The sequence below is a fragment of the Enterococcus sp. AZ091 genome, assembly GCF_051714805.1.
In the GTDB taxonomy this organism is placed as follows: Bacteria; Bacillota; Bacilli; order Lactobacillales; family Enterococcaceae; genus Enterococcus_D; species Enterococcus_D gallinarum.
In genome coordinates, this window is the sequence record NZ_JBIOSO010000001.1 from 1757839 (window position 1) to 1772529 (window position 14691).

Below are 14691 nucleotides of genomic sequence, written 5' to 3' on the forward strand. Positions count from 1 at the left end.
AATCTCATCATAAGGGTACCTCCTCATAGTCAGTTGAGGAGGTTTTTGATATACTAGAGTAGGATTTGTAAGGTAAAGGAGCGTTTAATGTGAAGCAGAATTACGCGATTATTGGTCTTGGAAGGTTCGGCGGCAGTATTTGTCGAACATTGATAGAATCCGGACAAGAAGTATTAGCCATTGACAGCAATGAGGATCGGGTCAATGAGTATATGAATATTGCTACCCATGCGGTAGTGGGCAATGCACAGGATGAAATGACGTTGCGCTCATTAGGAATTCGTAATTTCGACCATGTGATCGTAGCAATCGGTGAAGATATCCAAGCAAGTATTCTTGTGACTTTGATGGTCAAAGAGATGGGGGTACCGAACGTTTTAGCAAAGGCGCAAAATGAATATCATGCTCGGGTTCTTGAGAAGCTTGGTGCTGATCGAGTTGTCCACCCAGAACGGGATATGGGGATTCGTATCGCTCACAATCTAGTATCAAAAAATATCTTGGATTATATTGAGCTTTCAGATGAATTTTCGCTGGCGGAGATTCGTGTCTCAAATCCGCGTTTCTTTAATAGGTCCTTACTTGATTTGAATTTTCGTCAAAAATATGGATTGACCGTTGTTGCTATTCGTCGAGGACCTGGACAAGTGATCGTGTCTCCCGCAGCTGATTCGATCGTGCGTGAGAATGATAATCTACTCGTGATTGGGAACACGGATGATGTGGATATTCTTGATGAACATATGAATGATTAGGAGTGAAAAATGATGAATATAACTATTACAGATGCCGCAATTGATTGGTTCAAAAAAGAACTGACAGTCGACCAAGGAAGCGGCGTTCGCTTTTTTGGTAAAATCTATGGGAAAACTCAGATCCATGATGGTTTTTCAGTAGGAATGTCAGTAGATAAACCTGAAAATCCTATCGTTCAAAAGACAGTTTCAGACATGCTTTTTTTTATTGAGGAGGCTGACGAGTGGTTCTTCAAAGGGTATGATCTGCAAGTCGACTACGATGAAAAGCTAGATGAACCTAAATATAGTTTTACTGAAAACAATTAACTAAAATAAAGATACAATGCAACAGTATGAGTCTATGACTGAAGTTTAGTGGATTCCATATCGCTAGCTTTGATCATAGACCTGTTCGTTAGGAGATGAAACCATGTTATCAATTATCGTACCTTGCTTTAATGAAGAGAGTAGCTTACCACTTTTTTTTGAAGAGACTGAAAAAGTAAAAGATCAGGTAGGCATGCCTTTTGAATATTTGTTTATCAATGATGGGTCATCCGATCAAACACTCGCAGTGATGCGCAAGCTGCATCAAGAGCATCCAGAAAGTGTGCGGTACCTTTCGTTTTCACGTAATTTTGGAAAAGAAGCAGCCTTGTATGCTGGCTTAAAAGCAGCAAAAGGGGATTTTGTTACCGTAATGGATGCAGATTTACAAGATCCTCCAAGCCTTTTGCCTCAGATGTTTGACTTGCTCAACACAAAACAATTAGACTGTGTTGGAACGCGCAGAGCCGATCGCAAAGGAGAGCCTAAAGTTCGTAGTTTCTTTTCAGAAGCCTTTTATGCATTGATCAACAAAATTGGTGAGGCACATATGGTCAATGGCGCACGAGATTTCCGTTTAATGCGTCGTAATATGGTGGATGCAGTTTTAGAACTTTCTGAATACAATCGGTTCTCCAAAGGAATCTTTAGTTGGGTAGGTTTTGATACAGAATACATTGCCTACGAAAATCGTGAAAGAGTAGCTGGAGAAACTTCTTGGTCATTCTGGAGTTTATTCAAGTACTCGATTGATGGCATCGTCAATTTTTCTGATACGCCATTAAATATTGCTTCTTTTGTTGGCGCGTTGTCTTGTCTAGCTTCTGGAATTGCACTGCTATTCATAATTATTCGTACTTTTATTTTTGGTGATCCTACCTCAGGCTGGCCTTCTTTAGTTTGTATCGTATTGTTTGTTGGTGGTTTGCAATTGCTTTGTCTAGGTATTATTGGAAAATATATTGGAAAAATTTTTCTGGAAACGAAAAAACGTCCCCTTTACATTTTAAAGGAGACAGAAAAAGATCAAAAATAATTTTTGGGATTAAAAAAGCAGCGCTGGTTGATGATCAATACCCTTTTGTTACATCGACTTGATTTCGAACCAATTTTTTCTCGTGGATAAAATTGCGGAAGTTATCCATAAAGATGGCCATGAATGCTTTTTGAAAATGTGGGGTCAACCCGGAAATATGCGGGGTGATCAACACATTTTCCAGTGTCCATAGCGGGTCATTTGCGGGTAAAGGTTCTTCTTCAAAAACATCAAGAGCCGCAAATGCGATTTCTTTTTGGCGGAGGGCTTCTGTCAACGCTACAGTATCTACACTAGGTCCACGCCCAACATTATAAAAAGAAGCGGATGATTTCATACTATTAAAAAAATGGTTATTATAGATTCTTGTAGTTTCAGGTGTCAATGGTAAGATATTGATCACACAATCAGCTTTCTGACTTTGTTCAATCAACTCTTCAAGTGGATAAGTTTCCTTGAAACCATCAACGGCATGCCCCGTTGTATTTATGCCGACAGGTTGGGTGCCAAAAAAATTTAAGGCCTTTGCTAAAGCCTGCCCAATTTTACCTGTACCTGCGATCAGTATTTCTTTATCAGATAATAATGAATAAGGAATACCATTGGGCTGCCATTGTCTTTCAGCCTGTTTTTTGATGGCGGTAAAAATTCCTCTGGATTCCATGAATAATAAAGCAATTAAATGATCAGTGATCGATTGTGCATGAATGCCGCTACCATTAGAAAGTAAGATGTTCTTTTGGGCAAACTGTGCTAGAGGTAGGGTATCCACACCGGCTGAAATGGCTTGGACCCATTCAAGAGAAGCATTAGCCAGTAACTTTCCGGCCCATTCTTCTTTCCAACCAATCGTGATTGCAACATTTGACCAGTCGATGGAAGTTGCTTCATCATAGTGGATAAACTGATATTCATCACTGATTTCATGAATTTGTGTGATAAATTCATCACGAAATTCTCTGCTAGATAAAATATATTTAGTCATATTTGTTCCTCCTTTATTTTAGTGTATCAAAGAACGAAGAAAAAACCATGCGCAAAGATCTATGCATGGTTGGATAGTTACTAGCTTTTTAATTGGATTTTAGGCGAACCTTTGACGCCTTGAGTGAATAGAAACAGTGCTGCGAATAAGATAAATGTTGTCCCATCAAAATTTGGTACGAATAGTTGGATCAGCACACTCAAAATTGTTGGTAAAGCAGCACTAACGATTAGTATCTTAAGGTTTTCAAAAAAGCTGTAAGAAAAAAGTTTTAGTTTTGTATAGATAGTTGCAATAAATGTACCCATGATCAATGTGATTAATAAATTTAAAAATGTAGGGTAGAGCGCTACTAAGAAAACAATAAGTTGTAGCCACCAAGGAATTTGATTGCTGCTCAGAGTTTCCCGAATCTTTTTGCCATCTAAATTTTTAAATGCTGGTTCATTATAAGAAAATTTTAATTGATTTGTATCTAAGAATGATGTGGAAAGTCCTGTTCCAGGGAAACTGACAACAATTTCTTTTTTTAATAGTCCCACACTCAACACATTTGCAGTGGCATCTGAAGCAATATCGGTAGCGTTGCGTTTTCCTTCAGGGTCGAAAGTAAAAATGATAGAGTCGGTTTGATAGATAAACCCTTCTCCTTGTCCATTCGTTGTTAATTGACCATTTTCAATCGAAAAATTGGGGATTTTTTGCGCAATTTTTTGACTATCTCGCTGGAAATCCTGAAAGATATCATTGACTTGCAAAGTGATTGGTACGGCTAAAATAACGGTAGCTCCAAGTAGAAAAAGAATCACTTTTGAAAAAGCAGCGTCTTTTACATATTTGAGATTTGGGATTCGAATAAATGCACTTTTTAGCATTTGTATGATTGTCATTTGTTTAACTCCTTTTATGTAACTAAAAATAATTGTAACGAAGGCAGCAACAGAACACAAGGACTTATGACAGAAAAGTCCGATTATCTCTAAAGTGTTCTTTGCTGATTAATGAGTAGAATTGGAGATCGAGTATGGAAAGTTTAAAAAATGTGAAAAATAAACTACAAGAAAAAAAATTATGGGAGCCGTTAACGTATTTAATTTTTGGTGGATTAACTACTTTGGTCAATTTAGTTGTTTATTTTCTCTTTAGAGAAATCTTTGATTTTCATTATATGATTGCTAATGTGATTTCTTGGGCAGCTTCTGTGTTGTTCGCATTCTTCACGAATAAGATTTGGGTCTTTGAAGCAAAAAGTGAAACAAAAAAAGAATCGTGGCTTGCCTTTTGGAAGTTTCTTTTCTTCAGAGTCCTTTCGCTGGGATTGGATATGGCTTGTATGTATCTATTGATTAGCGTACTAGGAACCGGTGATTTTATCGCTAAGCTTGTTACACAAATCGTTGTCGTCCTAGCAAACTATGTTTTCAGCAAGTTTCTGATTTTTGCACCAAAAAAAGTTGATAAAAAGTAAGCATATGTTTTGATGAACCACTTTTTATCTGATAATGTTACTTATGTAATCACTATCACTGAGGAGGAATTTTTTATGTCTTACACATTACCAGATTTACCTTATGCTTATGATGCATTAGAACCTTACATTGATGAAGAAACGATGCATTTGCATCATGACAAGCATCACAATACTTACGTCACAAATTTGAATGCAGCAATTGAAAAACATCCTGAATTAGGTGAAAAATCAGTTGAAGAATTACTTGCTGATTTTGATTCGGTGCCTGAAGACATCAAAACAGCTGTCCGTAATAACGGTGGTGGTCATGCAAATCACAGCTTTTTCTGGGAAATCTTGGCACCAAATGCTGGTGGTGAACCAACAGGAGCCATCAAAGAAGCCATCGAAGAAACATTTGGCAGCTTTGCTGATTTCAAAGAAGAATTCAAAACAGCAGCAACTGGCCGCTTTGGTTCTGGCTGGGCTTGGTTAGTCATCAAAGATGGTAAATTAGCGATCACTTCAACTGCGAACCAAGATTCACCATTAATGGACGGTCAAACGCCAGTTTTAGGCTTAGATGTTTGGGAACATGCCTACTACTTGAAATACAAAAATGTACGCCCTGATTATATCAATGCTTTCTGGAGTGTTGTTAATTGGGATAAAGTAAATGATTTTTATGCGAAAGCAAAATAATCATTAAGTAAGGGAATTATTTTTAATCAGAATAAAACTATCCCAACGATAAAAGAAAGCACGTTGCATCTTAGCATCAGCTTCGTGTTAACCATAAGTTCTCACTGCTACCTTTGATTCGTTGGGGGTAGTTTTATTTTTTGAAACATATTGCTAACGCTTTCATTTTCAGCTATAATATTGAAGACGGAAGCGTCTTATTTTAATTACTGGAGGATTTACACGCATGGAACATGGAAAAGTAAAATGGTTCAATAATGAAAAAGGTTTTGGGTTTATTACAGTTGATGGCGGAGATGATGTCTTTGTTCATTTTTCTGCGATCCAAGGAGATGGCTTTAAGTCTTTAGAAGAAGGTCAAGAAGTCGAGTTTTCGATTGTCGAAGGCGCCCGAGGACCGCAAGCGGCAGAAGTCACGAAAATCTAAACTAGAACAAGCTGAGGGGGACCTCAGCTTTTTTTAATTTGCTATTTTCGGCCAAATTTGTTATCTTCAGTGTATTGTAAATAGATTAAAAATGAGGGATATTTGATGAAACGAGTAATTACGTATGGGACATTTGATTTGCTCCATTATGGTCATATCAATTTATTGCGCCGAGCAAAAGAACAAGGAGACTATTTGATCGTGGCATTGTCTACGGACGAGTTCAATTGGGATGAAAAACAGAAGAAATGCTACTTTTCTTATGAAAAACGTAAACAGTTATTAGAGGCTATTCGCTATGTTGATTTAGTTATTCCTGAAAAAAACTGGGAACAAAAAGTTTCTGACGTCAAAGAGTACCACGTGGATACTTTTGTCATGGGTGATGATTGGGCTGGTAAATTTGATTTCATTCAAGAAGAAACAGATGCCGAAGTTGTTTATTTAGCTAGAACGCCTGAAATATCAACGACACAGATCAAAAAAGACTTAAAAATAAATAATTAATACTTAAAGCATAAAAGGTATCTTTAAATGGTGCCTTTTTTTGTACACTATTTCCGTTTTTTTCTTAAAATTTATTAGATGTTTTTCGTTGTTTATTTTGTCTTAGAGGAAAATATGATATGATGTAGCTTGAGTTGTAGCAAATGAATAGAATTTCTTTGAGAATGGATGAAGAAAGTGGAAAAAGAAATAAAAGTTCGTAGTACTTTGGTTACAAAGGAATATGACCTATACAAAAAGAAATCAGACAAAGTGAAAGCATTATTCAAATTTTATCATCGAAATGTTCCGCGTTTTTGGGCATTAAAAGGCGTTAGTTTTGAAGTGCGTGCAGGAGAGTCTGTAGGGATCATTGGGATAAATGGTTCTGGAAAATCAACGCTTTCAAATGTGATCAGTGGCATTATTCCTCCAACATCAGGCACAATGGAAGTCAATGGCGATACGTCGATTATCGCAATTGGAGCCGGATTAAAATATCAATTGACAGGTTTAGAAAATATTCGTCTAAAAGCATTGATGTCTGGAATGACCAATAAAGAAATCGATAAAAAAATGGATGAAATCGTAGCATTTGCCGATTTAGGTGATTTTATTAATCAACCTGTAAAAAGCTATTCCAGTGGGATGAAGTCACGTTTAGGGTTTGCCATTGCTGTTCATAATGATCCAGATATTTTGATCATTGATGAAGCTTTATCTGTTGGAGACGAAACTTTTTATCAAAAATGTGTGGATAAAATCATGGAATTCAAAGAGTCCGGCAAGACTATTTTCTTTGTCAGCCATGCTTTAGGACAAGTTGAAAAATTATGTGACCGTACAATCTGGATGCATTACGGCGATTTGCGCATGTTTGGTCCGACTGAGGAAGTAATGGCGGAATATCGCAAGTTTATCGACTGGTTCAAGAAGCAACCGAAAAAAGAACAAAAAGCTTACCAAGATAAATACAAAGAAAATCAAAAGGCATTTAATCTAGAAAAATTAGCTGAAAAAAGCCAAGATGATAGCTTGCTGAAAGAGCAGCATCTATCTGAACAAATGATTCAGAAGAACCTTAAACGAACTCCTTTAGGTGAGAAGATGACGATTCCAACTAAAGGACTTTTGACTCTTGCGATAGTAGGAACACTGTTTTGCTCTCTTGTTTCTTTCAGTGGCAGATCCATTAGCTATGCGCTAAAGCATCCAGTTGATGCAATTGTACAAGTTTTCAAGTAAAGATAACTATTTCTTTATTTAGTTTAGATAGAAAAGGAAGAGTTTAGTGAAAGAAATTGCTGCAGTAATAAAAGAACAATTTAATCATGCGGGAATTATTTTCCGTATGTCTCGATACGAGGACAAAGCAACCTATCAAAGCCACTATCTTGGTCTTGCATGGCAAATCTTGAACCCTGCGATTCAAATTGGCATCTATTATTTAGTCTTTGGGCTAGGAGTCAATGGTAATCGGAAAGTAGATGGCGTACCATTTATTATTTGGATGTTGATTGGGATCACAGCTTGGTTTTATATCAATTCTTCGGTACTTGGAGCGTCCAATAGTATTCACCGACAAGTTGGTATGGTAGCCAAAATGAAATTTCCAGTAAGTATCTTGCCGTCAATCAATATTATCAGTAACTTGTCATCTTATATCCCTATGGTAGCTATTGTGATTGGCTCGCTCTTATGGGCGGGAGTAACACCGTCCGTTTATTGGTTGCAATTTATTTATTACTTTATTGCGATGGTTATTTTCTTATTTGCTTTCGGATTATTAAATGCGACCATTACAGTATTGATACGTGACTATCATATTTTCTTACAATCAGTGTTGCGTTTGTTGTTTTATGTTTCAGGACCAATTTGGGATATCAATAATCGAAATATGCCGGAATGGTTAATTAAGCTATTACGTTTGAATCCCTTTTATTATTTGATTGAAGGCTTTAGAGATGCCTTTTTATCACGTGGTTGGGTTTGGGAAAAAACGACCTACACTTTGATATTTTGGGGTGTAACTCTGACTTTATTGATATTAGGTAGTCATCTACACATGAAGTTTAGAGCGCGATTTGTGGATTATATTTAAGTATAAAAAAACTATTTTTCAATTAATACAAAAAACTATCCGAAGGAATGAAGGGTCTGTTAAAGCGAGTCTCTTACTTTCCTTAGGATAGTTTTTTTAGATGTGTTAATGAATAGGGATGTACGCCGTTAAAAGTTAAAATAACAAATTCTTTATCGTTTCATTTTTGTTGCAATCGTGTTAAGATTCTGTAATAAAACAGAAGCAAGATTGCTGAATTTGTAAAATTGTGGCAAAATTTAAACGATTACCTAATAATGTTGTGATAGAGGTGTAGGATGCGTTTATATCAAAAAGTAATTTTAGGATTGTTGGGCTTGGTGGCAGTAAGTATTGTCGGTGTCACTGTCTATGGAATGAAAGTATACGATGATACGAATAAAACGTTCAATAATATTACGCAAAGTGCGGATCGTAAGACGAAAAAACGTGAAACGGCAGTAAGTATTGAAGATAGAGAACCCTTTTCGATTCTTTTGCTTGGGATTGATACTGGAGCGTTGGGGAGAACCGAACAAGGGCGTTCAGATAGTATGATGGTCGTTACGGTTAATCCTGCCAAGAAACAATCAACGATCGTTAGTCTTGACCGTGATATCTACACTCAAATTGTTGGGTATGGCACGTTGGATAAGCTGAACCATGCATATGCCTTTGGTGGCGAAGCAATGTCGATGGATTCCGTTGAAAATCTGTTAGACATTCCTATTGACCATTATGTTACGATTAACATGCAAGGTATGCGAGATTTGATCGATGCAGTTGGAGGCATCGAAGTCACTAATAAAATCGATTTTACTCTGGAAGGGGTGCATGTGCCTAAAGGAACCATTACTTTAGATGGGAAAACCGGTCTTGCCTATGCACGCATGCGAAAACAAGATCCGGAAGGCGACATTGGACGTCAAAAACGGCAAAGAGAAGTTGTCACTAAGATCGTTAAAAAAGTAATGAGCTTGGATGGCGTCAGCAATTATCAAAAAATATTAAAAGCTGTTGAAAAGAATTCAAAAACAGATTTGACTTGGGATGACATGATGGATATCGCTACCAATTATTTGCCTGCGTTCACGACAATCGATCAAGAACAATTGCAAGGTGAAGGCCAAATGATGAATGGGGTCTATTACCAATTATTAGGTATCAATCAATTGCTGGAAATGCAAAATAAATTGAAAGAACAACTGAATCTTCCTACCAGCGAGACTTTGTCTCAAGGAGATGAACATACTGATGGTTATACAAACTATCAATTGTACGACGATACGAATTACAATAGTGAAGAAAACTCAAATGAGAATCCAGGTGAACCGTCAGACATTTATGATGATGGAGCCGGGTATCAGGAAGATACTGGCGATTACTCTGGATATTAATAATGAAAACCAAAGCAAACGGTCATTGATCGTTTGCTTTTTACTTTTCCACAGATGGAAGTTAGAAAAATGTGTTTCACGGGATTAAAATTGGAAAAGATTAAGAAAGCTTAAAGTGTAGCAGATTTTTTCTCAACAAAAAAATCTTTTTGCGTAACTGTGAAACATTACAGTGGATGAGAACGAATTCTTATAATTTTCTCTAAGGATACTTGGATAATTTTGATTTCTTCTGTTTATATTGAAAATTTTTGGTAAAATAAGACGGTAAGCAGTTTGTAATGAGAGGATAGAAGAGATGAAGAATCTAAAAGATAAAGTCATTAAGAATATACGAAAAGGGCCTGAGGAGCCTAAGACAAAATCTTATCGCAAATCCCATGTTCCCTTTCGATTGAATTTTCTCTTTTTTGTGATTTTTGGTCTTTTTGTTGCGTTGATCGTGCAATTAGGTTATTTACAAATCGTCAATGGTGATAATATTGAGAAGCAATTGAAAGCTTCATCCGTGGTAGAAGTCAATGGCAGCTCTCCACGAGGAATGATTTATGATGCATCTGGCAAACCGCTTGTCAAAAATCAAGCCAATGCAGCCATTACCTTTACAAGAGGAAATAAGATGACAGCTGAAGATTTATTGAAGACTGCACAAAAACTAGCTACATTGATCGATATTCCAATCGATAAGAATCTGACAGAGCGGGACCTGAAAGATTTTTGGTTGGCAGATCCTGAAAATTTGAAGAAAGCGCAAGATCAATTAAGTTCCAAGCAAAAAGCGCTCGGGGCTTCTGAACAGTATGCGGCAACTGTCGATAAAGTAACGGATGAGGATATTGCCTTTAATGATGATCAGTTAAAAGTAGCTTCCATTTTTAAACGAATGAATAGTGCACAATCTTTAAGCACTGTTTATTTAAAAAATTCTGATGTATCTGATGAAGAACTAGCAATTGTGGCTGAGAATATGACCGAACTTCCCGGAGTTTCGACCGGCACAGACTGGACTAGAAAAATTGTTGAAGGCAGTTCATTGGCAAGTTTGATCGGAACTGTGACAACAGAAGAACAAGGGATCCCTGAAGAAAACTTGGATGAATATCTAGCGAAAGGGTATGCTCGTAATGATCGTGTAGGACGAAGCTATTTAGAGAAGCAATATGAAGAAGTCCTTCAAGGATCAAAATCAAAGTCTCAAATCACATTAGACAATAGCAATAATATTGAAAGCCAAAAAGAAATCTATGCGGGCTCTAAGGGAGATAATCTTGTACTGACGCTAGATGCCAAGTTCCAAAAAGAAGTTGATGAAATCTTACAAGATAACTTTAAGTCTTTGATGGATTCAGGAGCTGCAGAATACTCGCCTGGAGTCTATGCTGTTGCGATCAATCCTAAAACTGGCGGGATTTTGGCAATGTCAGGTTATCAACATGAGGCAGAATCAAGCAAATTGCAAGAGAATGCAATCGGAACCTTCATCAATGCTTTTGTTCCAGGGTCTGTAGTCAAAGGTGGTACGTTAGCAGCTGGTTGGGAAAATGGTGTCTTGAATGGGAATGAAGTCTTATATGACCAACCAATCCGCATCGGCTCTGATGTCAAAGCTTCGATCTTTAACCCGACAGGAGCAAACAACCGCAATTTGTCAGCTGAACAAGCCTTAGAAGTTTCTTCCAACTCCTACATGATGCAGGTTGCTTTACGCTTGATGGGCATTGAGTATCAGCCTGGAATTTCAATTCCAACAGTTGATCGTCAAACAGAAGCCTACAGTAAGCTGCGTACAGCCTTTGCCTCTTTTGGGATGGGGACGAAAACAGGGATCGATCTTCCTGGCGAAGCAACAGGGATCAGCACACCTGTCGACAAATTAGATACGGTCAGTGATGGCGGTAAGATCCTGGACTTAGCCTTCGGACAGTTTGATACCTATACGACATTACAATTGGCTCAATATGCAGCAACTGTGGCCAATGGCGGCCAACGATTGCAGCCACATATCGTTTCGGGTATCTATGGGAATGATGAAACCGGTGGTTTAGGAAGCTTGAAATCAGCGGTAGAACCTACCGTTTTGAACGAAGTTGGTTTAACTACTGATCAGATGAAAATCATTCAAAATGGATTTTATGATGCCGTTCATGGAACAGATGCTTGGGCTACAGCAACAGGACTAGCTTCTGCTAAAATGGAACTTTCTGCGAAAACGGGTACTGCGGAGACACCGATTGTCGATGAAAATGGCAAAACCATCAATCTGGTCAACCTAAATATTGTTGCTTATGGACCAAGTGATGATGCAGATATAGCAGTTGCAGTGGTTTTACCACAGGTTAAATCTTCAACTACTTCGCATCCAAACGTAAAAATCGTGAAAGAAATCATGGATGCTTACTATGATTTATATATGAAATAAGCAAGGCATAATCGTTGAATGAGTAAGAGGGAGTTGATGAACGGTTCGTTCGCTGATGATTTTCCAAATCAGTGAAGGACGGTTCATCAACTTTTTTTATAGCAAAATACTTTCTATCGGAATTATTAAGAGATTATCAATAATTCGGAGAGAAACCTCTTTTTTAGTAAGTGGGTCTTGCTATTTTTGGTTGAATGGCATAGAATACTCTCGGTCAACAAGAAATGAAAAAGCAGGATTGGTTTCAATCATTTTTCATTTTAACTGACTTCTATTATAATTGACTAGAATTGCAGGGGGCTATCATGACGAAGCAATGTTTAACGAAACAAGAATTGATGGAACGCCTAGGGGAGTTCTCACCAGCAGAAAAAAAAGAAATCCGCGAATATTTGCAACGGAAGAATCCATTGCTGTTTCGCAAATTTGAACGCATGAAACATGAATTATTTCGTCTAGAATCAAGACGGATTCAATGTGAAATCGAAAAAAATGAAAAGGAGTTGAATCAGCTCGATCATAAGATTCTCATGAAAAAAGAACATTTTCTTGAGTTATTAATCGCAATTCGAAAGAAAAGAGGATAATGGATGGAATTTATTGAACTTATCATCATCATCGCGATCCTCGTGACCTTTTCAAATATTGTCAGCAAAATACTGCCATCAGTACCGATTTTCTTCATTCAGATTATCTTAGGCATTCTGCTAGGATTGACTGAAATGGGACAAGAAATCGCATTTGAACCAGAGATGTTTCTAGTGATGATCATTGGACCGCTATTGTTTCGAGAAGGAGAACGAGCCGATGTTCCGGAAATCTTGAAGAACAGTAAGATCGTTTTGTTTCTGGCCTTTGGCGGTGTTTTGCTGACCTTATTTGCAGTGGGAACGACACTGCATTGGCTGATGCCATCGATTCCTTTGGCTGCTTGTTATGCTTTTGGCGCTGCCTTAGGACCAACAGATGCGGTAGCCGTCTCATCTTTAGCGAAACGCTTAAAAATTTCCAAGAACATCATGCATATTTTAGAAGGCGAAGGTCTTTTGAATGATGCTTCCGGGGTAACAGCGCTCCAATTTGCTATCGTTGCTTTAGTCACTGGTAGCTTTTCTGTTATGGGGGCTGGCTTTCAATTGCTTTTTTCGAGTATTGGCGGCGGCTTGATTGGTTACTTGATCGTTTGGTTAAAACGGCGGATCATTCGCTTTATTGAAAAAATATCTGCCCAAGATGTCACTGTTTATCTGTTGATCGAACTACTATTGCCTTTTGCAGCCTACTTGATTGCAGAAATGGTTGGAGTATCTGGTATCATTGCGGCAGTTGTTGCCGGTGTAGCGCAAGCACAAAGAAGACGACGAGTCTCTTTGTTCGATGCGGAACTAGCCAATATCTCTGAAAGTACGTGGTCAACAATTGTATTTACGTTGAACGCCCTTGTTTTTTTATTTTTAGGGATTGAACTTTCGCAAGTATTTTCACCCATTTGGGAAAGCAATTCTTATGCAAATGGTCATTTAGTCTTGACCATCGTAGTAGTAACACTCGTTATCTTCTTCATTCGTTTCTTATTCCTTCTTTTTTATTATCAGTTTTTACAATCAAAAAAAATCGTGGACTTGAAGCAAGTAGCTTTGTTGACCTTTGGAGGGGTCAAAGGAACGGTCAGCTTAGCGGCAATTTTTATCTTGCCTGTAACGATCAACGGTGACCAATTTGAAGCCCGCAGTTTGCTCTTATTTTTGACGGCTTGTGTCATCTTAGCGACTTTAGTGATCAGTGTACTTGTCTTGCCCTATTTGGCAGATGGTGAAGCTGCCGAATCTGTTGATTTCAATCAGTTGCTGATTTTAGAAGAAGTCATCCAGATCTTGGAAGAAGAAGAGAAAGAAACTACGGATGCCAAAGAGCGCTTAGCGACAGATGCAGTAATCAATACTTATGAAAATCGACGCTGGGAATTGTATCGCAATAGTTTAACTGATTCTGAAAAGCAAGAGATACAGGAAATTCAAGGATTGATTCTATCCATTGAACAGGATGGTTTGGATGAAGCCTACCGAAAAGGTGAGGTTAGCTCCAATGGGTATCGCTTTTATTCCCGGTTCATTTCGCAGCAGCAGCATTCGTTAGCAAAACAGTTCTTGTCTTTTTTCAGTTTTTGGCTTTTGATCATTCAACGTTTTGTACGGATCATTTTTCATCCCAAGCTGTTTTGGCAGCGCCAGCAGCAGCTGAAGGATGCATTGAAACAAAGAGATATATCAGAAGTACAAAAAATCTATATCAAAAACAGTGATTATATTTTTCATAGTTTAAGCAACTTAGAAGATGTCTACGATTCATCTTTGATCAACTTCTTTATACGTCAAAGGGAAATGAGCTTAAAGCGTTTTGAGCATAATAACTTCATTGAGACTATCATGATTGAACAAGAACCGATTTTTGTCAAAAAAGTTTTACGAGGCTATTATTTAGAACGAAAAACGATCGATGAATATGAGGTAGCCGAAAAAATTCCAACGATCTCTGCAAACGAATATCGACGCAACGTAAATCTCTTGGAATCTTATGCGATGGCTCGCGCAGATGAACAGCCGAAACAGCGAATGTTTCGTAGATAAAACAACAACTTCTTCGTC

At 37.8% G+C, this 14691-nt stretch carries 15 protein-coding genes; 13 read left to right on the forward strand and 2 right to left on the reverse strand.

Annotated features, from left to right (window positions below; all coding sequences use genetic code 11):
• Positions 1–89: 89 nt before the first annotated feature.
• The 3 genes from IGJ28_RS08810 to IGJ28_RS08820 all read left to right on the forward strand — a co-directional run bounded on the left by IGJ28_RS08810 (position 90) and on the right by IGJ28_RS08820 (position 2100).
• On the forward strand, positions 90–755 hold the full coding sequence (locus tag IGJ28_RS08810) for a potassium channel family protein (protein WP_003126939.1): 666 nt from the start codon (positions 90–92) through the stop codon (positions 753–755).
• A 12-nt stretch (positions 756–767) separates the two neighbouring features.
• Positions 768–1064: a HesB/YadR/YfhF family protein gene (locus IGJ28_RS08815; protein WP_081131312.1), complete on the forward strand. Its 297-nt coding sequence runs from the start codon at positions 768–770 to the stop codon at positions 1062–1064.
• A 103-nt stretch (positions 1065–1167) separates the two neighbouring features.
• Positions 1168–2100, forward strand: coding sequence for a glycosyltransferase family 2 protein (locus IGJ28_RS08820; protein ID WP_003126941.1), 933 nt, complete (start codon positions 1168–1170; stop codon positions 2098–2100).
• 34 nt (positions 2101–2134) lie between these two features.
• Here the strand turns inward: IGJ28_RS08820 and IGJ28_RS08825 are convergent, their stop codons facing one another.
• Together IGJ28_RS08825 and IGJ28_RS08830 are read right to left on the reverse strand one after the other, a co-directional pair.
• Positions 2135–3085, reverse strand: coding sequence for a phosphoglycerate dehydrogenase (locus IGJ28_RS08825; protein ID WP_081131313.1), 951 nt, complete (start codon positions 3083–3085; stop codon positions 2135–2137).
• Between the two features lie 80 nt (positions 3086–3165).
• Positions 3166–3975 carry a DUF1189 domain-containing protein gene (locus IGJ28_RS08830; RefSeq protein ID WP_081131314.1) on the reverse strand — a complete coding sequence of 270 codons (810 nt, stop codon included), beginning with the start codon at positions 3973–3975 and terminating at the stop codon, positions 3166–3168.
• A 134-nt stretch (positions 3976–4109) separates the two neighbouring features.
• Between IGJ28_RS08830 and IGJ28_RS08835 the strand changes: the two genes are divergently transcribed.
• The 10 genes from IGJ28_RS08835 to IGJ28_RS08880 all read left to right on the forward strand — a co-directional run bounded on the left by IGJ28_RS08835 (position 4110) and on the right by IGJ28_RS08880 (position 14673).
• Complete coding sequence (locus tag IGJ28_RS08835) at positions 4110–4553, forward strand: GtrA family protein (RefSeq protein ID WP_081131315.1); 444 nt, start codon at positions 4110–4112, stop codon at positions 4551–4553.
• A gap of 75 nt (positions 4554–4628) precedes the next feature.
• On the forward strand, positions 4629–5237 hold the full coding sequence (locus IGJ28_RS08840) for a superoxide dismutase (protein ID WP_003126946.1): 609 nt from the start codon (positions 4629–4631) through the stop codon (positions 5235–5237).
• Between the two features lie 226 nt (positions 5238–5463).
• Positions 5464–5664, forward strand: a complete 201-nt coding sequence (locus IGJ28_RS08845) for a cold-shock protein (protein ID WP_003126947.1) — start codon at positions 5464–5466, stop codon at positions 5662–5664.
• A gap of 105 nt (positions 5665–5769) precedes the next feature.
• Entirely contained in the window at positions 5770–6171 is a 402-nt protein-coding gene (gene tagD / locus IGJ28_RS08850) for a glycerol-3-phosphate cytidylyltransferase (RefSeq protein WP_003126948.1), read from the forward strand.
• Between the two features lie 168 nt (positions 6172–6339).
• Entirely contained in the window at positions 6340–7395 is a 1056-nt protein-coding gene (locus tag IGJ28_RS08855) for an ABC transporter ATP-binding protein (protein WP_003126949.1), read from the forward strand.
• Positions 7396–7441: 46 nt separating this feature from the next.
• Positions 7442–8251, forward strand: coding sequence for an ABC transporter permease (locus tag IGJ28_RS08860; RefSeq protein WP_081131316.1), 810 nt, complete (start codon positions 7442–7444; stop codon positions 8249–8251).
• Positions 8252–8529: 278 nt separating this feature from the next.
• Positions 8530–9627 (forward strand): LCP family glycopolymer transferase, encoded by a 1098-nt coding sequence (locus IGJ28_RS08865; protein WP_003126952.1) that lies wholly within the window; start codon positions 8530–8532, stop codon positions 9625–9627.
• A 298-nt stretch (positions 9628–9925) separates the two neighbouring features.
• Entirely contained in the window at positions 9926–12046 is a 2121-nt protein-coding gene (locus tag IGJ28_RS08870; protein WP_081131318.1) for a peptidoglycan D,D-transpeptidase FtsI family protein, read from the forward strand.
• 305 nt (positions 12047–12351) lie between these two features.
• Positions 12352–12633: a hypothetical protein gene (locus tag IGJ28_RS08875; RefSeq protein WP_003126954.1), complete on the forward strand. Its 282-nt coding sequence runs from the start codon at positions 12352–12354 to the stop codon at positions 12631–12633.
• A 3-nt stretch (positions 12634–12636) separates the two neighbouring features.
• On the forward strand, positions 12637–14673 hold the full coding sequence (locus IGJ28_RS08880) for a cation:proton antiporter (RefSeq protein ID WP_029486972.1): 2037 nt from the start codon (positions 12637–12639) through the stop codon (positions 14671–14673).
• Positions 14674–14691: the final 18 nt, after the last annotated feature.

Excerpts from the sequence above, each read along its gene's own strand:
- IGJ28_RS08875 (WP_003126954.1), top strand. The coding sequence starts at position 12,352 with ATGACGAAGCAATGTTTAACGAAACAAGAATTGATGGAACGCCTAGGG.
- IGJ28_RS08820 (WP_003126941.1), top strand. The coding sequence starts at position 1,168 with ATGTTATCAATTATCGTACCTTGCTTTAATGAAGAGAGTAGCTTACCA.
- IGJ28_RS08840 (WP_003126946.1), top strand. The coding sequence starts at position 4,629 with ATGTCTTACACATTACCAGATTTACCTTATGCTTATGATGCATTAGAA.
- IGJ28_RS08830 (WP_081131314.1), bottom strand. The coding sequence starts at position 3,975 with ATGACAATCATACAAATGCTAAAAAGTGCATTTATTCGAATCCCAAAT.
- IGJ28_RS08825 (WP_081131313.1), bottom strand. The coding sequence starts at position 3,085 with ATGACTAAATATATTTTATCTAGCAGAGAATTTCGTGATGAATTTATC.
- IGJ28_RS08870 (WP_081131318.1), top strand. The coding sequence starts at position 9,926 with ATGAAGAATCTAAAAGATAAAGTCATTAAGAATATACGAAAAGGGCCT.
- IGJ28_RS08855 (WP_003126949.1), top strand. The coding sequence starts at position 6,340 with ATGAAGAAAGTGGAAAAAGAAATAAAAGTTCGTAGTACTTTGGTTACA.
- IGJ28_RS08835 (WP_081131315.1), top strand. The coding sequence starts at position 4,110 with ATGGAAAGTTTAAAAAATGTGAAAAATAAACTACAAGAAAAAAAATTA.
- tagD (WP_003126948.1), top strand. The coding sequence starts at position 5,770 with ATGAAACGAGTAATTACGTATGGGACATTTGATTTGCTCCATTATGGT.
- IGJ28_RS08865 (WP_003126952.1), top strand. The coding sequence starts at position 8,530 with ATGCGTTTATATCAAAAAGTAATTTTAGGATTGTTGGGCTTGGTGGCA.
- IGJ28_RS08880 (WP_029486972.1), top strand. The coding sequence starts at position 12,637 with ATGGAATTTATTGAACTTATCATCATCATCGCGATCCTCGTGACCTTT.
- IGJ28_RS08845 (WP_003126947.1), top strand. The coding sequence starts at position 5,464 with ATGGAACATGGAAAAGTAAAATGGTTCAATAATGAAAAAGGTTTTGGG.
- IGJ28_RS08815 (WP_081131312.1), top strand. The coding sequence starts at position 768 with ATGAATATAACTATTACAGATGCCGCAATTGATTGGTTCAAAAAAGAA.